We start from the raw sequence: 22,564 nt of genomic DNA on the forward strand, positions 1-22,564 counted from the left end.
TAGTTTATAGGGTCATTGATACGCTTTCCCTCTTCAAATGTACCCAATTATATTTATTGCACTTCATAAATAACTCCTCCTAAAATATGATTCGTATATTTTATCACATATAGCTTATGATACGAAACTATCTCATAATAGGGCATAATTATGGAATAGAATAACTCGCATTTTTTCAAACAACTTTTTTATTTTTTAAACGACTTTTTTTGTTACTTTACGAATAATAATAAAGAAAGACCGTGAATATTTTGAGCATTTGCTCTAGTATATTGACGGTCTTTCTTTATTTTTTTCCGGAAGTTTTAAGTGTGTATGATAAAATTACATTTTAATATTTCCTTTTTTTTATTTTTCCACCTTTTTTCGTACATCTTCTATTAATTCATCCATCGTTTTTCCTTCTGTTTTTATACGAAGAGTTTGTGCTGTTCTCCACACATTTTCTCTCTTTTTCGCTTCTTCTATAATAGAAATTTCCTTCCTTACTTCTTTTAAATCTTTTCCTTCTGTTTCAAGTCCAAAATGTTCAGCTTTCGTTCGAAAATGCTGTTCAATTCTTTGTTGCATTTCTTTTTGTTCAGGATTTTCAGCCGCCTTAACTGGATCAGCACTTATCGCTTTTATTAAAATCAGACAAGTCATAATGGCTAATATGTATTTGTACATGTAAAATCCTCCAACCCGATATAACTTACATTTTTACTATGTACAATTAGAGCTTGGAAAATTCGTCCACAAAATTATTTTTCTCATCCAAAAGTGACTACTATCAAGCGTTAATGGACTTTTATTACATTTTATTTACAAAAAAAAGCAAACCCTTTAAAGAGTTTGCTTTTCATCTATCTTATAGCGCACATTCTTCAATCTCAAATCCTAAATCTTCAATCATACCCCAGTCCGCAGTCGGCTCTTGTCCAACTGTTGTTAAATAGTCCCCGACAAAAATAGAGTTTGCTGCAAATAAACCAAGTGGCTGTACAGAACGTAAATTAAGTTCTCGACCGCCTGAAATACGAATTTCTTTTGTTGGATTTACAAAACGCATCATCGCCAGCACTTTTAAACATTCTACAGGTGTTAATTCTTTTTGTCCTTCCAGCGGAGTGCCCTTTACAGCAACAAGGAAATTACACGGAATAGAATCCGCATCTAAACGTTGTAATTCAAAGGCAATTTCAGCGCGCTGTTCAATCGTTTCTCCCATTCCGAAAATCGCTCCAGAACATGGAGAAATACCGGCTTGCTTCGCTTTTTGGACTGTATCAACACGATCGTCATACGTATGCGTTGAACAAATGCTATCATAATTGTTGGCATGCGTATTTAAATTGTGGTTATAACGATGCACACCAGCTTCTGCTAACTGACCTGCTTGATCTTCATTTAAAAATCCTAAACAACAGCAAATTTTCAAATCTGTCGTTTCACGAATTTCCTTAACTGCTCCAATAACGTGATTTACTTCTTTATCCGTCGGACGACGACCAGATGCAACAATACAATATGTCCCCGCTTTACGACGAATTGCTTCGTGCGCTCCTTCAACAATTTTCTCTTGTGTTAACCATGCATACTTATCAATCGGTGCTTCTGAAATAATAGACTGTGAACAATACCCGCAATCTTCAGGACATAATCCAGATTTCGTATTTATAATCATGTTCAACTTTACTTTCTTACCAAAATGATGATGGCGAATGATGTAAGCTGCATTCATAATTTCTAAAACCTCTGTATCATCAGCTTCTAATATTGCAATTGCATCTTCTTTCGCAATCATTTTCTCCTCTACTACGTCGTATGCAAGTTTTTTCCAATCCCTTTTTGTTTGTACTTGTTTCATTTCATTTCTTCCCCTCTTTTGTTATATACGTAAATAAAGCATGATATGTTGCTACTATCCCTTCTTTTTCCGTGAAGTCTCTTTCGTATATACGGAGCATCGTACGAAAGAGTGAAGGGCTTTGACAATAAGACTCTTCATTACTATTGGTCGCTCCTACTTTTCGAATAGAGTGTAGAAACTCCCTAACTTCTGCAAATCTTTCTATGTAACATGTTTCAGAAACATGCACATCCCCTGTTTCTATCCTACATATATCGAGTAACTGATCTTTCGAATAAAAACGTTGACCAATCGATGTTTCATTTCGTATATTTTTCTCTTCTTTTGCCCGCTGGAATGAAGCATGCAATTCTTGAAATGTTTCATGTCCAAACGTTGAAAAGAGTAGTACGCCATCTATAGACAATTGATGAAATAAATTTCTTATCACTTGTTTTACATTATTCAGCCATTGAAATGTGGCATTTGAAATAATGACATCATACGATTCTTCTAGTCGTAATCGTTCAATATCCTCACAGTGAAACGTTACATTTTTCACATTATGTCTAGTTTTCGCAACTGCGATCATACTTTCAGCAAAATCAACAGCTGTAATATGCGCTTTCGGAAATAAATTTGATAATTGCTCTGTTACATATCCTGTCCCGCACCCAAGTTCTAAAATACGTATTGATGCTGTTGTACTATATCGCCGATTCAATATAGAAAGTAACGAATGTGCCATTTTCTTTTGTACACTTGCATATTGATCGTAAGATACGGCTGCCCCATTAAACCGTTTTTGCAGTAACGTTTTGTTGATCATGTCGTATCCCCTCTACAAATTGAATTATCTCATTTGCGCAATATTCAAAATTCATAACACATAATGCATGCCCAGCTTCGCTTACTACTTTCAGCGTGACGTTCCTATTTTCCGTCATACTACGCGCTGCAGACAACGGGCATATTACATCCTGCTCTCCATGAATAAGTAGTATAGGGACCTTAATTTCTTTAAGTTCCTCTCTCATATCTGTTTCTATTAAATAATCCAAACCTAATTGTAAAGACTGAATAGAATCACCTTTAAAACGTTTTACAATGTCTTCAAAACTTTTATTCTCTTTCAGCTCATCTTTGGTAAACATATTTGCATAGAACCGCTTCAACGTATCTTCTTTCTTTCTCGCCAAATTCTTTTTCAACCGTTCTACATGCAAAGAATTCCATCCACTTGTATAGTCACTCGTATTTGTAAATTTAGCAGTACCACCAATTAGTACGATACCTTTCGCCTTAATATTTTTATAAGCTTGAATTGCGGCTAAAGCTCCCATTGACCATCCCACTAAAATTACATTTTCATCATGCGCTACACCTATTATTCGTCCCTCAAACTCACTTTGTTCTTTCACGTTACGCCACTCTACACATTGAACAGAATATCCTTTAAAATATGGCAAAACTAAAGTCCAAGCATCTTCTTCCATTCCCCATCCAGGAATAAAAATGATCTTCAGCTCTTTCATACTAAAAACCCCTCTTCTTTACCAATGCGAATAATATGCTGCGTTGCCCACTTTAAATCAGCTCTCATATGTTGTGACGTAACTGCAAAGCGAATTCGGGAACTACCAACAGGAACAGTTGGTGGACGAATTGCAATTGCTGCAATACCTACCTCTTGTAATTCTCTACTAAAGCGCATAGCATTTTCATTGGAACCGACTATAATTGGAACTATATGCGTTGAACTATTCCCAATATCAAAACCGGCTTCTCGTAAACGACTTCTGAAGTATGCCCCGTTTTCTAAGAGACTCTCTCTTCTTTCGTTATCTTCTTTCACTATTTCAATTGCCTTCTTTATCGCTCCTAATGTTCCTGGTGGTAAAGCTGTAGTAAAAATAAAGCCCCTCATCATATTTTGTAAATACTCTATACAAGTCGAATTACCTGTTAAGTAAGCACCATAACATCCTAGCGCTTTACTAAACGTCCCCATATGTATATCAATGTTATTGGCAATGTCTTTTTCAATATGAGATAATCCGGCACCATCTTTCCCAAATATTCCACTCGCATGCGCTTCATCAACCATAAGAAGTGCCCCATATTTTTCTTTCAGTTGCACTAAATCTTGTAAATTTGCGGTATCTCCATCCATACTAAAAACAGTATCTGTTACGATTAATTTTCTCTTTTCAGATGATGCCATTTTCAATAGCTTCTCTAAATGATCCAAATCATTATGACGATATCTTTTATGTTCTGCTCCGCTTAATATGATTCCATCAACGATACTTGCATGATTTAATTTGTCACTAAAAATAATATCGTGGCGACCAACTAACGAAGAAATCGCCCCAATATTCGCGGTATATCCACTATTTACAATTAAGGCTTTTTCAGTGCCTTTCCAATCGCATATACTTCTCTCAACCTCTTCATACAGTGGATAATTTCCTACAACGAGACGAGATGCTGTCGCTCCAGTTCCATATTTTCTTGTGCAGGCAATAGCAGCTTCTTTCAGCCTTTCATCTCCAGCTAATCCTAAATAATTATTCGATGCTAGATTTAGCATCCTTTTCTTATTTCGAATAAGCCATGTCTCTTCAGATCGCTCTGTTACATGTAAATTACGATACTGCCCTTGCTCCTTTAATTGTTCTACTTTAGATTGAAGATGCGCGCGCCACGTTTGATTCATTTTGGATGAGCTCCTCTAATTTTGAAATCATAATATGCTCTTTTGCCGATTCTAATAATTCTTCCTTTGTAAACTCTCCTTCAAGGAATGGTAATAATCCTAAAACCGGCACTCCACTTAACTCCTCAATCATTATTTTATTTTCTTGCACTCTTTCTTTTTCACATTTTTTACAACCAGATAAAATTACACCTGCTACTGTTAAACCATGTGCCTTCGCATAAGAAATTGTTAAAACAGTATGATTAACTGTCCCAAGTGTAGGACGCGCTACTACAATAAGAGGGAGCTTTAACTCTTTTGCGAAATCAATTACTAAAGCGCCTTCTGCATATGGGACGGCAAGCCCACCAGCACCTTCTACAAATAGGCTATTAAACTCTTTTAGTAGTTCATTATAGTGATCAGTAATTTCTTTTAACGTTACTGTCCTTCCAGCTCTTTTCATAGCAAGTCTCGGAGCAAGTGGTTCTTCAATTGAATAAGGGCAAATTTCATCCTCTTTTGTCGGTACACCCGAGAACGCTTTTAATCTTGCTGCATCTCCTTCTGGATTTGAAGCAACATGACCACTTTGCAACGGTTTATATACACCAACATTATGTCCACGCTCTCGAAATATACCTGCCAATGCTCCTGTCACTACCGTTTTGCCAACTTCTGTATCCGTTGCTGTTATAAAGAAACCACTCATTACTCTCCCTCCGTAACATCCGAGATTGCTTTATATAAAATGCGTAACATCTCATCAATTTCAGCCATTGTAGACGCAAGAGGAGGCATAAATACAATGGTGTTACCAAGCGGACGTAAAATCATGCCAAGCTCTCTTGAGCGTTTACATACTTGAATACCGACTCTTTCTGTCCATTCAAACGATTCTTTCGTTTCCTTATTTTTCACAAGTTCAATACCAACCATTAGCCCACACTGACGAATATCTCCTACGTGCTTATATTCATTAAGGGCTTCTAATTGTGTTGCTACATATTCTGTTTTATGCGCAACATCTTCTATTAAATTAGTTTTTTCATATAGTTCTAAATTTGCAATTGCTACGGCACACCCTAACGGATTCCCTGTATAACTATGACCATGGAAAAATGTTTTTTGTTCTTCATAGTCTCCTAAAAAGGCATTATAAATTTCATCTGTCGTTACCGTAATTGCCACCGGTAAATAACCACCTGTTAAGCCTTTTCCCGCAGTTAAAATGTCTGGCGTCACATCCTCGTGTTCACATGCAAACATTTTCCCAGTACGCCCAAATCCAGTCGCTACCTCATCTGTAATAAATAATACATTGTATTTTGTACATAAATCGCGAAGCCCTTTTAAGTATCCTTTTGGCATTGTAATCATCCCGCCAGCACCTTGCATTAATGGCTCCACAATGATAGCTGCTACTTCTTCATGTTTTTCTTTCAGCAATTCTTCCATTTCTTCTAAATGTTTCTTTACAATTTGTTCCTTATTATCTCCATAAGGAGAACGATATGTATATGGATACGGCATTTTAATTGCCTCAAATAAGAGTGAACTATACACTTGGTGAAACAAGTCTATTGCTCCTACTGAAACAGCACCAATCGTATCACCGTGATATGCTTCTTTTAATGTAACGAATCTTTGTTTTCTCGGTTTCCCTTTATGTTGCCAATATTGGAAAGCCATCTTAATTGCAATTTCAACAGCGGTAGAACCAGAGTCGGAATAAAATACTTTTTTCAAGCCTTCTGGTACAACATCAATTATTTTTTCTGCTAATAAAATAGATGGAACATTAGCAAGTCCTAACATAGTAGAATGGGCAATTTTATTTAATTGCTCACGAATTGCCTCATCTAGTTCTGGTACTTGATGCCCATGAACATTTAACCAAATAGACGAAACACCATCCCAATATTCATTTCCATTTACATCGTATAGCTTTCTTCCCTCTCCACGTTCAATAATGACAGGATCTTCTTCTAAATAATCTTTCATTTGTGTAAATGGGTGCCATACGTAATCTTTATTCTTCTTCGATAATTCTTCATATGTATAAGACGATTTTTTACTCGTGTTACTATTAACAGTCACAATTGTCACCCCTAATGTTAACTTGTTTATAAATATAGTTAACATTAAAATTAAATGACTGTCAATTATTTTTAAATCAAATAGTTCTTAAAAAAGAACAACTTATCATACGATAAGTTGTTCTACTTTCCATGTTGTATCTTTCCAATTTCTAAAATAATCTCTTCATCTTTTTTTCCTTCTGTATCAATTCCAAGTTGCTTAGCATGCTCAATTAATAAATCATGACGCTGCTCAAACCTAGCGATATCTACTTCTTTCGTAATTTCTTCTTTTGTTTTCCCTTCAGTAGAAACTCCTAGTTTTTCAGCTGATTTTTCCATTGATTTCTTCTCTTCAGTTTCTTTCACTTTCTTCACTTCTGACTGCTGTATTTGCTTTTGTTTCGACTGCTCTGATTCAGCTGCAAAAGCTGTGTAAATTCCAGCACTTCCGCCAACGACTAGTAAGGTGGTAAAAAGAATTATTTTTTTCTTCACTCTTTCCTCCCCTTTCAAATTCATTATAACGCACATTTTTACAGTATTAAAAACATTTATCCTTTATTTCCCTGAAAAAATATCGAATGTTTTTATTGACATGTATGATGAATATATGATAAAAATTTAACTAACATCATATGAATCGGCGTTGATAGGATTTAGTAGTATTTCGTTTTCTGATTTCAGAGAGCTGGTGGTCGGTGCGAACCAGTACAGAGCGATTTATGAATTACCCCCTGGAGCTTCTTTTACGAAACGTGAGGAGTAGTGAAAGACGGTTTAGACCGTTATGTCTAAAGAGTGGTGAAACGACACTGTTTCACAATTTAGGGTGGTACCGCGAATTTTTCGTCCCTGCATATATTGCAGGGGCGTTTTTATTTTATTAGCGCATATCATATGGCCCTTTATTTTGTGATACATTCCTTTCACAAGCTAGGGTGGTACCGCGAGTTCTTCGTCCCTGCATAATTATATGCAGGGACGTTTTTTTATCCAATCATTTCCGTATCATATTGAGATATTGACAATTACCGGTAATTTGTCTTGAAATTCTAAATTTTAGAAGGAAATAAACAATATTGGCGAATTTCATATAAAAAAGAGCTATTTTAGATTATTTAGGAGGGAAAAACAATGGTTTCAAAAATTGAATCTGTTCTTTTAACAATTTTTATCTTTTTCTGTATTGGTTTTAGTGTTATCAAATTAGAAGTTTCACCACACATCCCAATTTTATTTGGTATCGTTCTTTTACTGGCATTTGGATTTATAAAAAAAATTGATTGGTCTACTATGGAAAAAGGGATGATAAGCAGTATCTCAGCTGGTATTCCATCTATATTTATTTTCTTACTTGTAGGCGTATTAATTAGTGTTTGGATCGCAGCTGGAACAATTCCAACTTTAATGGTATACGGCTTCCAACTTGTATCTCCTAAAATTTTCGTTCCAACTGTTTTTGTTGTTTGTGCAATTGTTGGAACGAGTATCGGTAGTGCGTTTACAACTGCTGCAACTGTAGGACTTGCCTTTATGGGCATGGGTAGTGCTCTCGGATACGATCCAGCTCTTATCGCTGGCGCAATTATTTCTGGTGCATTTTTTGGGGATAAAATGTCTCCTTTATCTGATACAACAAACTTAGCTCCCGCTGTAACGGGTGTAGATTTATTTGAACATATTCGTAACATGCTTTGGACAACAGTTCCAGCTTTCATTATTGCTTTTATTGCATTTTTCATTTTAGGAAGTGGTACTAGAGGAGATGTTGATTTCACATCCTTTATTAGCACATTAGAAAAAAATGCAACGATTTCTATCGTTACACTTATTCCAATTTTATTACTGTTCCTATTCGCATTTAAAAAAGCACCCGCAGTTCCAACATTACTTGCTGGAATCGTAGTAGGAATTATCATTCTCTTTATTTTTAAACCTGGCACTTCTTTAGCTGATTTAATGAAAATTATGCAAGACGGTTACGTTTCTAAAACTGGTATAAAAGATATTGATAGCTTATTATCTCGTGGTGGTTTACAAAGTATGATGATGTCAATTGCTCTTATTTTCCTTGCTCTTTGTATGGGTGGTTTACTACAAGGAATGGGCATTATCACGCAGCTGATGAATATCATCTCTAGCTTCGTAAAAAATAGTACACGCTTAATTATTTCTACTGCTTCAACTGCAATTGGTGTAAACTTCTTACTTGGCGAACAATACTTATCAATCGTTTTAACAGGACAAGCATTCGCTAACAAATACGATGAAGTCGGTTTAGAACGTCGTAATTTATCACGCGTATTAGAAGATGCAGGTACCGTTATTAATCCACTCGTACCATGGGGTGTAAGCGGCGTATTCTTAACAAACGTCCTTAGCGTTCCAACAATCGATTATGTTCCATACGCAATCTTCTGCTTAGCTTGTCCAGTCTTAACAATTATTGTTGGTTTCACTGGATTTGGTCTTTCATGGAAGAAAGAAAAAGCAGTACCAGCTTCATAATATATACGTAAAAAAAGGATTACCGATTACGGTAATCCTTTTTTTACAATACTTTACTATCTATTTGCTTTCTTTCTTCTAAATAACATAAGTAATCCCGCTCCAACAAACGCAAGACCCGCTCCAATTGTAGAAGCAACACTTGCACCTGTTTTCGGTAAATCACGCTCATCTTTTTCAGCTTCTTTATTTTCACTTACAGTTGTCGTTGTTTCTTTTGTATTTTGATCATCTGTTGTAGTTTGTCCAGATCCTGCATTGTTTCCACTATTACCTTCATTTGTTGGTGGTGTCGTTGGATTTCCTCCATTATTCCCTTCACCTGTTGGTGGTGTCGTTGGATTTCCTCCATTATTCCCTTCACCTGTTGGTGGTGTTGTTGGATTTCCTCCATTATTACCTTCACCTGTTGGTGGTGTTGTTGGTTTTTCTCCACCATCGTTCTTCTTCGTTATATCAATTGCATATTTAGCAAATTCATTTTCAGATGGTCCAACATATGATATTTTCCCATCTTTCTTTATATACTTTTGTGCATTTGGTGAAGAATCAAATGTTGTATTTAATGTATCTGCAACAATCGGCTTAAATGTCCAGTTTTGATCGGCTGCTGGATTAATAACTGGTGTTTCTTGCATATACTTCACAATGATTTGACGTGTTTCATCTTGTGATTGGTATACAACTTCCCCTTTACTTACACCTGGGAACGTTTGGCTACTTCCACGATAGTTATTTGTAGCGACGATGAACTCTTGATTGTCAGCTACTGGCTTACCTTCATAGGTCATATTTATAATACGATTCGTATTTGCATTTACAACTTTTCCATCTTTATCGTATTTCGCTGGTTGTGTCACATCTATTTCGTATTTTAAACCATCTAAAATATCAAAGTTATATGTAGGATAGCCTATATTTACTAATGGCTGTTCCTTCGTTTCCTTTGGATCAATTTGATTAAACTGACCTGCAGACATTTCAAGCCATTCTTTCACTTGTGCCCCATTTACTTTTACAGCATATAACGTATTTGGATATACATATAAATCTGCAACGTTTTTAATTGCTAACGTTCCAGCTGGAATATCCGTATAATATGTAGCACCGTTTCGGCCACCTGCTTTAAATGGTGCCCCTGCAGATAAAACTGGAATTCCTTTATATTTACTATATTGTCCATTTTCAGCAAACAACTTTTCGACATACCATTTTTGGGCATTTGTCACAAGTTGCACAGAAGGATCATCTTGTACTAATGAGAAATAACTATTAATTGGCGCTGTCGTTTTTCCTACAGCTGTATTCACATAATCAATTGTCGCTTGATGATCGTCTTTAATTTCATCAACCAATTTTTGATCAGATTGTACGAATGGGTTCCCTTTACTATCAGCAATCGGACGAAGTTGCGGCTTCGATTGCTCTTTTTGCACTTCCCATTTTCCGTTTACCTTTTTCAATTGCATATCAATAATACCTAAGTTACTTCCAAAGACACCAGGCATTACAACTGGAACACCATTAAATACATCTTTCACTTCAGTATGTGAATGTCCCATTAATACTGCATCTACACCAGAAACTTCTGTTAAATAAAACGATGCGTTTTCCATGCCAACGTTGTATCCACTCTTATCAACACCTGAATGAGCTAATGCAACGATAACATCCGCACCTTTCTCCTTCATTTCTGGAACTAATTTTTTCGCTGTTTGCACAATATCTTTCGCTTTTACTTTACCTTCTAAATTTGCTTTATCCCAGTTCATAACTTGCGGTGGAACAAATCCCATTACACCAATTTTCACTTTTTGTTTTTGGCCAGATTCATCCTCTACTTCTTTTTCAAAAATATGATATGGTTCAAAGTAATGCTTGTCATTCTCTTCCATACCATCATGATCATCTTTATAGACATTCGAGTTAATAACCGGGAATTCTGTTTTACTAATTACTTTGTTTAAATAATCTAAACCGTAATTAAATTCATGATTCCCAAGAGAGATGACGTCATACTTCATTAAGTTCATTACACGATATAATGGATGGGTATAACTAGGATCCACAGGCTTCTTCGGATCATTTATTTTATTCGCTACATAATCCCCAAGCGGTGTCCCTTGTAATGCATCTCCATCATCAAATAGGACAGAGTTCTTCGCTTCTTCACGTGCTTTATTAACAAGTGTTGCAGTTTGCACGAGACCTACTTTATTATCTGTTTTCGTTTGATAATAATCGTAATTCATTAAGTTAACGTGAATATCTGATGTTTCTAGAATTCGTAAGTTAACTGTACTCTCCCCAGTATTCTCATCCGCATGAGCTGTTGTTGGCAATACTTGCGGCGCTATTACACCTATAGCAAGAGTTGCTCCAGCTAGCATTTTTTTTGACTTTTTCACAAAAAATCCCCCTTATACAATTACCAGAAATAATGAAATGAATCCCTATCTGCCTCTAACCACATACCTTTTTTCTTCTATTAGAGACACGATTTTCATTTCATCCTGCGCTAACGAGTAGTCCCCTTAAACGCCCGATTGATGAAAACTAACAATTAACGGGAAATAAAGCTCCCACTAAGCAGAATTTCACCTTATCTGACATTATCATATATAAAGTTCTTTCATATCGTCAATATTTTTTGACAAACTTCAACAAATTTTCTGTAAAGTTATTATAAACTTTTCATAAACATATAATATGCCCTTACATTGCTAATACTGCTGAATATGATACAATTACCAATTACAAGGAGGATGAATTTATGAAAAAAGTCATCTTAACAATTGTTTGTCTCCTCCTTCTAATCATTTCTTGTTCTAATTTTGAAAAGAACGATGAGATAGAACAAAAAGAAACTGAAGGAAAAGCAGAAAAAACATCTGCTCCGAGTTGGATTTATAAGCAAACGAATGACTCTTTTTATCACCTCGTATTAGGTGATTCACTTGCAAAAGGATATGGATCTACACAAGGGGGATTTGCCGAATTAGCTTCTAGACAAATAGAAACACAAATTCATAAACCAATTACAGTAGAAAACCTTGGGATAAACGGTCTTACTACAGATCGTCTCGCAAAAAAAGTTCAATCAGAAGATGTTCAACAAAAAATTAGGGCAGCAAATATCATTACTATTAGTATTGGAGGAAATAATTTATTCCGCTTAAATCGTGATGTAGGTGTTATAGATGGTATTAAAATGTTAAATAAAGAAAAAGCCCGTTTTGAAACGGATGTAAAAAATATTGTAAAGACCGTTCGAGATCAAAATCCGAATGCTTTACTCATTCTCTCTGAACTCTATAACCCTTTACAACTAGAGGACTCCATCGCAAGTTATGCAGATATGTTTTTAGACGGTTGGAATGATTCTATTTATTCTATTTCAAAAGCACATCAACCGTCGATCGTTTTACCAATTCGCAAATTAATATCGAATGATAAAAAAGAGTTACTATTTGACCAAGTACACCCAAATGATAACGGTTATGCGATTATTGCCAATACATTTACAAAGCAAGTGTTATCCTACAAATATTAAGGCTTCCATGAAACAATTCTATTTTTATACCTTGTCTTTTTTGTTACAATGATAGTGGAAGGGGGCCGTTATATGGAATCACGCGAGTGGGAACGTATTGTTGATCATCTTCTTTCGCTAGTGCCTCTTTTTTATCGCAAATTTATGCTTCCTGGAGAGTTTTCTTCTCAAAGACATATGCCGCCATCACATACGCAAGTGTTACTGCTTTTGCATGAAAATGGTACATTAGCAGTTTCAGAAATTGGCAAGCGGCTAGCGATTTCACGGCCTAACATGACCCCTCTATTAAACAAACTTATTCAAGAAGAACTAATAGAGCGTCATTATAGCGAAAAAGATCGACGGGTCATTTTAATTTCCCTAACAACTGAAGGGAAATTGCTAGTAAATCAGTATCAGCAATTCATTTTAGACAAACTAAAAGAAAATTTTCAAACATTATCTGAGGAAGAGCGTGAAAAGCTCATTCATTCTCTTAAAACCATTCAAAATTTAATTTTGAAAACAAACGCATAAAGCTGCTTCTAAATAGAAGCAGCTTTATGATTCGTAATAATTACCATAGTATACATTTGAATATGGCCATGTCATTAAATACGGCTTTTGTTCTTGAACAGGTTGCTGCTGAGGCTGTTGTATTTGCTGTATTTGTTGCTGTGGATACACTCCGAATTGCTGCCTCATATCATTTACAGCATAATAATTTGTATACGGATATACTTGAGGTACGTAATAATAATACATTCATTCTCTCCCCCTTTTTCTTAAACATATTCAAAGGAGAAAATGAATGTGACATTCTTTATATTTGTACAAGTGGTTCTCTCACTTGTTTCTTTCTTTTCTTCAAACGTAACTTACGATTCTTTTCATATAAATAATGCACTACGAAATATGAAATTACCCCAAACACAATTCCTATTATCGTCATACCAATTAATACATATACTTCACTCTGTAATAAGCTCTTTAACATCGTAAAAATATGGCTCGAAAACAAATCTGATATCGTAAATGGTTCATGATGTATTTTCTGTACATGAAATGGATAAATCATTTTCCCTAATGCATAAGCAAACGGAAATAAAAATACTGGGAGAAACGATATTTTCCCAATAATATTACCAATGACTGCGGCTGGAAAAGATCCCTTTGCTAACCTGACAATTGGATAAAATATTAAATATACGAGCGATGCCGTATAAATCACCAACATTTCTAAACCAAATCCAATAGCAAAACCTAACGACACTTTCTTTGCTCCTTCTGGCGATCGAAGCAACTTAAAATATTGAAACTTTAATATTCTCCACATTCGCTGAAAAAACGAATATGTTTTCTTAGTTGTTTTCAAATTCATCATCTCTTTAACTATATTTTTTTATCTAGTATGTCCTTACATGATATGAAAAATAAAATTAGTTTTCTCTTTTTATTATAAATGATATAGAGATAATTAACTAAATATACATCAGACATTTCAACATAAAAAAACCTCCCTTTTAGGAAGGCTCCTCTATATTTTTAAACAAACTCACCAATAACGCTTTTTGCGCGTGCAGTCGATTACCAGCTTGCTCAAAAACGATAGACTGTGGCCCATCTATAATCTCTCCAGTTACTTCTTCTTCACGATGAGCAGGCAAACAGTGCAGGAAACGATATGTTTGCTTTGCATGTATAACAAGCTCTTTATTTACTTGGAAAGGCTGGAATAAAGTATATTTCTCTGCTTCTCCTTCTTGGCCCATACTCATCCAAACGTCAGTATAAATAAAATCCGCTCCACTTACCGCTAATTCAGGATTATGCAAAATCTCAATTTCAGCCCCTGTTTCATCTGCAATCGCTAACGCTTTTTTAACAATTTCTTCATTCGGTTCATACCCTATGGGAGTCGCAACAGTCATATTCATTCCGACTTTTGCACTTGCTAGCAATAGTGAATGACATACATTATTTCCATCACCTACGTAAGCTAATTTAATTCCTTTAAACGTATGAACTTCTTCATATATCGTCATTAAATCTGCCAATGCTTGGCAAGGGTGATGATCATCAGTTAAACCGTTAATAACTGGGATACTGGACTCTTTTGCAAGCTCTTCTACATCTGCATGCGAGAATGTACGTATCATAATTCCATCAATATAATGAGATAGTACTTTCGCAGTATCTGAAACCGTTTCTCCTCTGCCAATTTGCATCTCTTTTCCACTTAAAAACATTCCATGTCCTCCGAGCTGTACCATCCCTGCTTCAAAAGAAACGCGAGTACGAGTTGAATGTTTATCAAAAATGAGACCTAATATTTTCCCTTGTAATAAAGGCTCCTGCTTGTTCTTTTTTAAATATATAGCGAACTCAATTAAAGAAATGATTTCTTCTTGCGTCAATTCTTCTAACGTTAAAAGATCTTTCGTATTTAATTTCGGTACTTGTACAGTTGACATGAAATTTCCCCCTTATATTATTGATACATTTTTTGTACAAACCACTTCTTTTATCATATATACTGCCTGTTCTAGCTCTTCATTCGTTACAATAAGTGGTGGTAATAGTCTTATAACATTAGGCCCTGCTTGTAATACGAGAAGTCCTGCTTTTTCTAGTTGTTCTATGAAATTTGCAACCTCATGCTTACATTCGATTCCTATCATAAGTCCCTTACCACGAATGTCTTGAATACATTCGACATGAAGCAGTTCTTCTTGCAATTTCTTTAATGCATACTCGCCCTTTTCCTGTACCTCTTCAAAAAACGCTGGTTCCTTAATGAACTGCAATACTTCTTTCGCTGCAGTCATGGCAATATAATTCCCGCCGAAAGTTGAACCGTGTGACCCTGTAGTAAAAGAAGAACCTAGTTCTTTCCGGCCAATCATCGCTCCAACTGGAATACCATTCCCAAGCGCCTTTGCGATGGTAACGATATCAGGACCTATTCCCATTTGCTCATAAGCGAATAGTGTTCCTGCCCTGCCTATTCCAGTTTGTACTTCATCTATAATAAAAAGAGCATTGTACTCATTACATAGTTTTTCAATTTCCTTCAAAAAGGATGGATCAGCTAATATTACTCCTCCTTCTCCTTGAACAACTTCTACCATTACCGCCGCAACTTCTTCATTCATTACTTCCTCTAATGCTTGTATATCGTTAAATGGTGTATGTAAAAAAGACGGAAGTAATGGACCAAATCCTTCTTTCACTTTACCTTGCCCCGTTGCGCTCATCGTTCCAAATGTTCTGCCGTGGAAAGATTGCTCACATGTTACTACGAGAGATTTCCCAGTATGCTTACGTGCTAACTTTAAAGCCGCTTCATTTGCCTCCGCCCCGCTATTACAAAAAAACACATAATCTAATGCTGTATTTTCTGTTAATAACGATGCGACCTCTTCTTGTAAGGAGTTCGTAAACAAGTTAGATATATGCCATATGTTTCCAAGTTGCTTTTCTACTGCCTTTACAACCGTAGGATGACAATGTCCTAAGTTACATACTCCAATACCAGAAGTGAAATCTAAATATTGCTCACCATTTTTATCAATAACTTTCGCCCCATTGCCCTTTACAAACTCAATAGTTCTTCTCCCATATGTTTGAAAAAGATGACTTGTCATACGATACTCACTCCTTTCGTTACCGTCGTTCCAATACACTCTCCGGTAACTTCAGCAAAGTCTTTTGCACCATTCACGACACTTACCTTTTGCACTCCCATTTTTAATGATGTCAGTGCCGCCTGTACTTTCGGAATCATCCCACCTGTAATAACTCCTTTTTCTATAAAAGTAACAATTTCAGATTCATCCGTTTTCTTAACCAATTTTCCTTCATGTAATATCCCATCTACATCCGTAATAAAAATGAGCTCTTTTGCGGATAGTGCGGCCGCAATCCCAGCTGCTGCGGTATCAGCATTAATGTTATAAACTTCATTACCATTTATCCCGATTGGAGCAATCACAGGAATATAATTCATATCTATCAATCCTTTTAATAAGGCTGTTTCTACATAACTTACTTCTCCTACATATCCTATCTCTTCACCAACAGGTTGAACTTGAAGTAAATTACCGTCACATCCTGAAAGCCCCACCGCAAGTAAATTATGTTTTTGTAAATTCATTACGATTTTTTTATTCGTACTTCCGCATAGCACCATTTGAACAACATCCATAACCTCTTTCGGCGTTACTCGTAATCCATCTTTCTTTTCTATCTTGATATTAGCGTCTTCTAACTTGGCATCAATTTCTGGGCCACCGCCATGGACAATAACAACCTTATACTTATTTTGCAATTTCTTTATGCAATCAAAAAACACACTATTTAATCGATTCAACATGCTACCGCCACATTTAACTACAATATAATCACTCATCTTCTCTCTCCTTATGTACGATAACAAGCATTTATTTTCACATATTCATAACTTAAGTCGCAGCCCCAAGCTGATCCCGTTTCATCTCCTAAATGTAAACACACATCAATTTTTATTTCATGTTCTTGTAATTTCTTTGTCATTTCCTCTTCAGAAAACATTTGAGGCTCACTATTTTTTAATACGGCGATAGATTGAAGAGTTATATCAATTGTATTTGGGTTAATAGTTACTTCACTCTGTCCAATACTACTAATAATCCGTCCCCAATTTGGATCCTCACCATATATCGCTGTTTTCACAAGACTTGAACCAACTATTTGTTTTGCAATTTTCTTTGCTTCTTCATTTGTTTTAGCGCCTTGCACATTTACTTCTATTAACTTCGTAGCACCTTCACCATCTTGTGCAATTTTTTTCGCTAAATCTTCACATACCTTTTGTAAAGAAAATACGAAAGTTTCCCAGTCCTTATGTTCCATATTCATCGTTTTCGTTTCTGATAATCCACTTGCCATAACGATGACCATATCATTTGTAGAAGTATCTCCGTCCACCGTAATTTGATTAAACGTATGATTCGTAATTTGTGATAATACTGTTTGCAATACTTCATGCTCTATATTTGCGTCTGTTGTAATAAAACTAAGCATCGTTGCCATATTCGGGTGGATCATCCCTGAACCTTTTGCGACCCCAGCAATGCTCACTGCTTCCCCATCAATTATCATCTCATAGCAAGTTTCTTTCGTTATAAGGTCTGTCGTTAAAATTGCTTCACAAAAAGAATGAGCTTCACTTACTTCCTTTGTTGGCACAAGAGATTCTATTCCCTTTCGAATGATATCCATCGGTAAAGGTACTCCAATTACACCTGTTGAAGCGACTGCGACGTACTTTTCTTTTACTCCAAAGTGTTCCGCTCCTAATGTTCGCATCTCATAAGCATCTTGCAATCCTTTCATGCCCGTACAAGCATTTGCATTTCCGCTATTTACAACAATTGCTTGTAATTTCCCTTCTGCTGCTATGCTATCCTTCGTTACTTGCAACGGCGCTGCTTGTATTTGATTTGTTGTATACACAGCGGCACATGATGCTGGCACCTCACAAACGATTGCACCCACATCCTTTTTCACCTTTTTCAGACCATTTGCAGTACCGATTGCCGAAAAGCCTTTCGGCGTAACAATTGAACCATTTGCTAATTTTGTAATAGACGATGTTTTAATCATAATTTCCCCCTTATGGATAAAGCGGCATATGCTGTAAACCCGTTGTCTCTTCTAGTCCCGCTAATAAATTTGCATTTTGAACTGCTTGCCCTGCTGCGCCTTTCATCATATTGTCTATCACAGAAACTACTGTAATTCTTTCTGTTCTTTCATCGTAAGCCATCCCAATATCACAATAATTTGAGCCCCTCACTTCTTTTGGACTTGGAAACTCTCCTTGCGTGCGAATTCGAATAAAAGCCGATTGCTCATACGTTTCTTCATATAATTTTTGAAGTTGTGCTATCTTCATTTCTCGTTTCACTTTCGCATAAAGTGTAACCATAATCCCCCGTGATATCGGTATTAAATGTGTACTAAACGTGATTGGATTCGTTTCCCTATTCCCCTCTGCAAGCATTTGCTCAATCTCAGGAACGTGTTGATGCTCATTTACTTTATAAATGTGCAAGTTATCGTATAGCTCAGGAAAATGAGTCATTGTTGTTGGCGTTTTGCCCGCTCCAGATACTCCTGATTTGGCATCAATAATAATTGAATCTTCTTCAATCATGCCGCTACGTACTAACGGCAATATCGCTAATAATGCAGCTGTAGCAAAACATCCTGGGTTTGCAATTAAATTTGCATTTTGAATCTCGGACCTTTTCCATTCACTTAATCCATATACCGCTTTCCTAAGAACTTCTTCTTTTGCAGCTGCCCTTTTATACCACTGTTCATATGTCGAAGGATCTTTCATGCGAAAGTCTCCAGATAAATCAATTACTTTTAAACCTACTGCTAATAATTTTGGAGTTAACTCTGCCGACACTCCTGCTGGGGTTGCTAAAAATACAATTTCTGCTTTCTTCTCTATTTCCTCTGCATCAATTTCTTGTAACGTATGGACAAGAACATTTTGAAAATGCGGATATACATTTGTTATACACTCGCCAACTTGCGAAAAAGAATGGAGAGATGCTATCGAAAAATATGGATGTTGCTCTAATAACCGAATTAACTCAATACCTCCATACCCAGTTGCTCCAATAATCGCGACTTTCATATGCTCCTCCTCTATCGATTCTTTAAATTAAGTATGATTATAATATTGTATATTTATAGAGTCAATTAAATATTTATAAATTTTTAAAACTTAAAAAACTTAATTTTACTAAGAAAACAATATATACGATCTAATTTTTATACAAAAACAATGTATAATAGTATTTTCATTTCACTTCAAGTACAATAAAACAATACATGTATACATACAGGCGGGGAAAAACATGAATGAAAAATTAATTGAGAAAATGATTACAAAAAGTTTTCGGCAATATCAATGTAATCCTGTTTCAAAAGAGGATCAGGAAATGCTAATTAAACATATTCAAACGATAATTCATTCAAATACTGAAATTGATGTATACGAGGCAGTTGAGGATATCGTTTACGATTATGTGACTGGAAAATAAAAAAATAGGAGATTTCCATATGGAAATCTCCTATTTTTTACTTAATGATTTGCCTGCAACACGTTCAAATAAACCTGGGAATAATGCGTAGAGCTTTGGCCCCATTCCCATCCACTTTGGCAAGTTTACTTCACGTTTTTTCGTTTGCATCGCCTTTACGATTTGTTCTGCTACATATGTTGGTTTTAACATGTAACGTCCCATATTTTTCACATATGTACCTGATTGATCGGCTATTTCAAAAAAGTTCGTATCTATCGGTCCTGGGTTAATTGCTGTTACATACACATTTTTGTTAGATAACTCCATACGCAAGCTATTCGTAAATCCTAATACAGCGTGTTTTGTTGCTGCATAAGCACTCGACTTCGGAGTTGCAATTTTTCCAGCCAATGAAGCAATATTAATAATTTGTCCTTCGTTCCTTTTTACCATATAAGGTAATACAGCTTTCGTACAAGCTACTAATCCAAATACATTTACTTGAAACATATCCTTTACTTCATCCATTGAAGCATCTTCAAACGTTTTAAAAATACCAAACCCAGCATTATTTACCAATATATCAATACGTCCTACTTCTTGTAATACCTTTGAAAAAACAGATTGTACTTTCGTTTCTTCACTTACATCTAATACATAGTAATAGCAAGGCGTATTATAAGTTACTTTAATTTTGTCTGCTAATGCTTGTAGCTTCTCTTCCGTTCGAGCCATTAATACGGGCGTCGCCCCTTGCTCTGCAACCTGCATTGCAACTTGCTCTCCAATTCCACTAGAAGCACCTGTAATGACGATTACTTTTTCTCGTAAACGTCCCGTCATTGCTGTCACCTACTTTGCATAATAAATCAATTGTTGTGAGGATTCATCAATCATCACTTGTTGATTATATGCTAAAAAATCTAATTGTCCAACAGTTTCTGAGATAGTAAGTGGCAATTGCTCTTTATATAAGACCGGAAATAGTTTTACACATACTTCAAATGCTGTCATTGGCTTTTCCTTTAATAGTTCAAGTACTTTAAAAGCACGTATCTCTTGCTTTTGTAACCTTGTTTCAATAAGTTGTTTCACATTCAGAACATCTTCCCCATGCCCTGATAAAATACGTGAAATATTCATTTCACTTAAACGTTTTAACGTTTGATTGTACTGCAATAAAGGACGCGCTCTTTCTGTTTGCCCTTCATATGGTGGTTCTAATATTGGATTTGAAGAAATATGACTAATGAGAGCATCCCCACCAATTAATATTCCATCAGATTCTCTATATAATGAAATATGAGTGGAAGCATGACCCGGGGTTTCAATCACTGTAAATCCAGGTAACGAATCTATACGATCTCCCTCTCTCACGGTATGTGTTAACGATCTATTACAAGAATATTTAAGTGTCTTCGTCGTCAATAACGCCTCATCATTCAGAAATACTGCTGGAACGCCGAACTGCAAGGCTGTCTCTTTAAAAAATTCATGATACCTCTTTAAAAATTCAGCATTCTGTGTAATCCACGGTTCATTCCAAGGATGTCCGATAATCTTTACTTTTTCAGAAAATGTATTTAAAAGTCCGCAATGATCCGCATGGTGATGCGTAATCACTACCGTTTCAATATCTTCTATCTTATACCCTAATGCACCTAATTGACTTTCTAATGCCTTCTTTGCTTCTTCTGTATTTGTCCCTGTATCAATTAACGTTAATGTTTCTCCCTCAACTAAAAACACATTCACTGTCTCAACTGCAAATGGAACAGGAATCTCCATTCGATGAATCGCCGTCATGCTTAGCCCCCCCTGTCTTTTTCCGGTTCAAAAATGAATACCTCTTCAGTTTACAACTTCCCTATAAATTTGTCATTATTTTCAGATAAAAAGAGGTGTTTTCCATTAAAAAACGAATGTATGTACATTTATAAGTATTTCTAACCAAATTTAAAGGAGGCACATCATGTCTATGCAAAACATTTCCTTTCTCGGTGCAGGCTCTATTGCCGAAGCGATTATTGGTGGTTTATTAAACGCAAATGTTGTTAAGGGAGAACATGTCACTGTAAGTAATCGTTCTAACGAGACAAGATTACAGGAGTTACATAAAAAATACGGTGTCAAAGGTACACATAATAAAAAGGAATTACTTGCTGATGCAAATATTCTTTTTCTAGCTATGAAGCCAAAAGATGTCGCAGAAGCGATTATTCCTCTTAAAGAATACATAAATAATGACTTGCTTATTATTTCGTTATTAGCAGGTGTTTCTACTCATTCAATTAGAAACCTACTTCAAAAAGACGTTCCGATTATTCGTGCAATGCCAAATACATCTGCAGCCATTTTAAAATCCGCCACCGCTATCTCACCTTCAGAACACACAACGGAGGAACATATTCGCATTGCAACATCGTTATTCGAAACGATTGGTCTCGTCTCTGTTGTAGAAGAAGAAGATATGCATGCTGTAACTGCATTATCCGGAAGTGGACCAGCTTATATTTATTACCTGGTAGAGGCAATGGAAGAGGCAGCAAAAAAAATTGGTTTAAAAGAAGATGTTGCAAAATCTCTTATTCTTCAGACGATGATTGGTGCTGCTGAAATGCTAAAAGCAAGCGAAAAACACCCTTCTATTTTGCGAAAAGAAATTACTTCTCCTGGTGGAACAACTGAAGCAGGTATTGAAGTATTACAGGAGCATAATTTTCAACAAGCATTAATCTCATGTATTACACAAGCAACGAAACGATCACACGATCTTGGAAAAACATTAGAAAAAATAGCAAAAGAAAAATAAAAACGGAG

The 22,564-nt window shown here is 35.8% G+C and carries 24 protein-coding genes and 1 other annotated feature; of the genes, 5 read left to right on the forward strand and 19 right to left on the reverse strand.

Features of this window, described 5'->3' with window-relative positions; translation table 11 throughout:
- Nucleotides 1–4 precede the first annotated feature (4 nt).
- The 9 genes from ACFWDE_RS04415 to ACFWDE_RS04455 all read right to left on the reverse strand — a co-directional run bounded on the left by ACFWDE_RS04415 (nt 5) and on the right by ACFWDE_RS04455 (nt 7,111).
- Complete coding sequence (locus ACFWDE_RS04415; protein ID WP_106081929.1) at nt 5–67, reverse strand: tetracycline resistance efflux system leader peptide; 63 nt, start codon at nt 65–67, stop codon at nt 5–7.
- 281 nt (nt 68–348) lie between these two features.
- Nucleotides 349–669 (reverse strand): hypothetical protein, encoded by a 321-nt coding sequence (locus tag ACFWDE_RS04420; RefSeq protein WP_377890348.1) that lies wholly within the window; start codon nt 667–669, stop codon nt 349–351.
- A gap of 181 nt (nt 670–850) precedes the next feature.
- Nucleotides 851–1,849 carry a biotin synthase gene (gene bioB, locus ACFWDE_RS04425; protein ID WP_377890350.1) on the reverse strand — a complete coding sequence of 333 codons (999 nt, stop codon included), beginning with the start codon at nt 1,847–1,849 and terminating at the stop codon, nt 851–853.
- Nucleotide 1,850: 1 nt separating this feature from the next.
- Entirely contained in the window at nt 1,851–2,660 is an 810-nt protein-coding gene (gene bioC, locus ACFWDE_RS04430; protein ID WP_002145879.1) for a malonyl-ACP O-methyltransferase BioC, read from the reverse strand.
- Complete coding sequence (locus ACFWDE_RS04435; protein WP_377890353.1) at nt 2,626–3,366, reverse strand: alpha/beta fold hydrolase; 741 nt, start codon at nt 3,364–3,366, stop codon at nt 2,626–2,628. Before ACFWDE_RS04435 ends, bioC begins: the two co-directional genes overlap by 35 nt.
- Nucleotides 3,363–4,550, reverse strand: a complete 1,188-nt coding sequence (bioF, locus tag ACFWDE_RS04440; RefSeq protein WP_377890355.1) for an 8-amino-7-oxononanoate synthase — start codon at nt 4,548–4,550, stop codon at nt 3,363–3,365. The genes ACFWDE_RS04435 and bioF overlap by 4 nt, the downstream gene beginning before the upstream one ends.
- Nucleotides 4,516–5,244 carry a dethiobiotin synthase gene (gene bioD, locus ACFWDE_RS04445; RefSeq protein ID WP_377890357.1) on the reverse strand — a complete coding sequence of 243 codons (729 nt, stop codon included), beginning with the start codon at nt 5,242–5,244 and terminating at the stop codon, nt 4,516–4,518. The genes bioF and bioD overlap by 35 nt, the downstream gene beginning before the upstream one ends.
- On the reverse strand, nt 5,244–6,677 hold the full coding sequence (gene bioA / locus ACFWDE_RS04450) for an adenosylmethionine--8-amino-7-oxononanoate transaminase (RefSeq protein ID WP_377890359.1): 1,434 nt from the start codon (nt 6,675–6,677) through the stop codon (nt 5,244–5,246). The genes bioD and bioA overlap by 1 nt, the downstream gene beginning before the upstream one ends.
- A gap of 77 nt (nt 6,678–6,754) precedes the next feature.
- Entirely contained in the window at nt 6,755–7,111 is a 357-nt protein-coding gene (locus ACFWDE_RS04455; protein WP_377890361.1) for a hypothetical protein, read from the reverse strand.
- Nucleotides 7,112–7,253: 142 nt separating this feature from the next.
- Nucleotides 7,254–7,473 (forward strand) — a binding site (T-box leader).
- A 277-nt stretch (nt 7,474–7,750) separates the two neighbouring features.
- Here ACFWDE_RS04455 and nhaC point away from each other — a divergent pair.
- Nucleotides 7,751–9,124: a Na+/H+ antiporter NhaC gene (gene nhaC / locus ACFWDE_RS04460; protein ID WP_377890364.1), complete on the forward strand. Its 1,374-nt coding sequence runs from the start codon at nt 7,751–7,753 to the stop codon at nt 9,122–9,124.
- A gap of 56 nt (nt 9,125–9,180) precedes the next feature.
- Here the strand turns inward: nhaC and cpdB are convergent, their stop codons facing one another.
- Nucleotides 9,181–11,532, reverse strand: coding sequence for a bifunctional 2',3'-cyclic-nucleotide 2'-phosphodiesterase/3'-nucleotidase (gene cpdB, locus ACFWDE_RS04465; protein ID WP_377890366.1), 2,352 nt, complete (start codon nt 11,530–11,532; stop codon nt 9,181–9,183).
- Nucleotides 11,533–11,897: 365 nt separating this feature from the next.
- Here cpdB and ACFWDE_RS04470 point away from each other — a divergent pair, with 365 nt between their 5' ends.
- Together ACFWDE_RS04470 and ACFWDE_RS04475 are read left to right on the forward strand one after the other, a co-directional pair.
- Nucleotides 11,898–12,677, forward strand: a complete 780-nt coding sequence (locus ACFWDE_RS04470) for a GDSL-type esterase/lipase family protein (RefSeq protein ID WP_377890368.1) — start codon at nt 11,898–11,900, stop codon at nt 12,675–12,677.
- Nucleotides 12,678–12,749: 72 nt separating this feature from the next.
- Complete coding sequence (locus ACFWDE_RS04475) at nt 12,750–13,196, forward strand: MarR family winged helix-turn-helix transcriptional regulator (protein WP_002111682.1); 447 nt, start codon at nt 12,750–12,752, stop codon at nt 13,194–13,196.
- Nucleotides 13,197–13,220: 24 nt separating this feature from the next.
- Here the strand turns inward: ACFWDE_RS04475 and ACFWDE_RS04480 are convergent, their stop codons facing one another.
- The 7 genes from ACFWDE_RS04480 to argC all read right to left on the reverse strand — a co-directional run bounded on the left by ACFWDE_RS04480 (nt 13,221) and on the right by argC (nt 19,353).
- Complete coding sequence (locus ACFWDE_RS04480) at nt 13,221–13,424, reverse strand: hypothetical protein (RefSeq protein WP_002111683.1); 204 nt, start codon at nt 13,422–13,424, stop codon at nt 13,221–13,223.
- A 58-nt stretch (nt 13,425–13,482) separates the two neighbouring features.
- Nucleotides 13,483–14,034, reverse strand: a complete 552-nt coding sequence (locus ACFWDE_RS04485) for a DUF2062 domain-containing protein (protein WP_002088510.1) — start codon at nt 14,032–14,034, stop codon at nt 13,483–13,485.
- Between the two features lie 148 nt (nt 14,035–14,182).
- Nucleotides 14,183–15,133 (reverse strand): ornithine carbamoyltransferase, encoded by a 951-nt coding sequence (argF, locus tag ACFWDE_RS04490; RefSeq protein ID WP_002111686.1) that lies wholly within the window; start codon nt 15,131–15,133, stop codon nt 14,183–14,185.
- Nucleotides 15,134–15,145: 12 nt separating this feature from the next.
- Nucleotides 15,146–16,306, reverse strand: a complete 1,161-nt coding sequence (locus tag ACFWDE_RS04495; RefSeq protein WP_377890372.1) for an acetylornithine transaminase — start codon at nt 16,304–16,306, stop codon at nt 15,146–15,148.
- A complete protein-coding gene (gene argB / locus ACFWDE_RS04500) occupies nt 16,303–17,070 on the reverse strand; it encodes an acetylglutamate kinase (protein ID WP_377890374.1) in 768 nt (255 codons plus the stop codon). The genes ACFWDE_RS04495 and argB overlap by 4 nt, the downstream gene beginning before the upstream one ends.
- Before the next feature lie 11 nt (nt 17,071–17,081).
- The gene (argJ, locus tag ACFWDE_RS04505; protein WP_377890376.1) at nt 17,082–18,305 is read right to left on the reverse strand and encodes a bifunctional glutamate N-acetyltransferase/amino-acid acetyltransferase ArgJ; all 1,224 of its coding nucleotides are present in this window, start codon (nt 18,303–18,305) and stop codon (nt 17,082–17,084) included.
- 10 nt (nt 18,306–18,315) lie between these two features.
- Complete coding sequence (argC, locus tag ACFWDE_RS04510; RefSeq protein ID WP_377890378.1) at nt 18,316–19,353, reverse strand: N-acetyl-gamma-glutamyl-phosphate reductase; 1,038 nt, start codon at nt 19,351–19,353, stop codon at nt 18,316–18,318.
- A 223-nt stretch (nt 19,354–19,576) separates the two neighbouring features.
- Here argC and ACFWDE_RS04515 point away from each other — a divergent pair, with 223 nt between their 5' ends.
- Nucleotides 19,577–19,762, forward strand: a complete 186-nt coding sequence (locus ACFWDE_RS04515; protein ID WP_002145860.1) for a YqzH family protein — start codon at nt 19,577–19,579, stop codon at nt 19,760–19,762.
- 30 nt (nt 19,763–19,792) lie between these two features.
- Here ACFWDE_RS04515 and ACFWDE_RS04520 read toward each other — a convergent pair whose 3' ends face one another.
- Complete coding sequence (locus tag ACFWDE_RS04520) at nt 19,793–20,587, reverse strand: SDR family oxidoreductase (RefSeq protein WP_377890381.1); 795 nt, start codon at nt 20,585–20,587, stop codon at nt 19,793–19,795.
- 9 nt (nt 20,588–20,596) lie between these two features.
- A complete protein-coding gene (locus ACFWDE_RS04525; protein WP_377890383.1) occupies nt 20,597–21,550 on the reverse strand; it encodes an MBL fold metallo-hydrolase in 954 nt (317 codons plus the stop codon).
- Between the two features lie 166 nt (nt 21,551–21,716).
- Between ACFWDE_RS04525 and proI the strand changes: the two genes are divergently transcribed.
- Nucleotides 21,717–22,556, forward strand: a complete 840-nt coding sequence (gene proI, locus ACFWDE_RS04530) for a pyrroline-5-carboxylate reductase ProI (protein WP_070144788.1) — start codon at nt 21,717–21,719, stop codon at nt 22,554–22,556.
- The last annotated feature ends 8 nt before the right edge of the window (nt 22,557–22,564 follow it).

The sequence above is a fragment of the Bacillus sp. NPDC060175 genome, from assembly GCF_042728695.1.
GTDB lineage: Bacteria > Bacillota > Bacilli > Bacillales > Bacillaceae_G > Bacillus_A.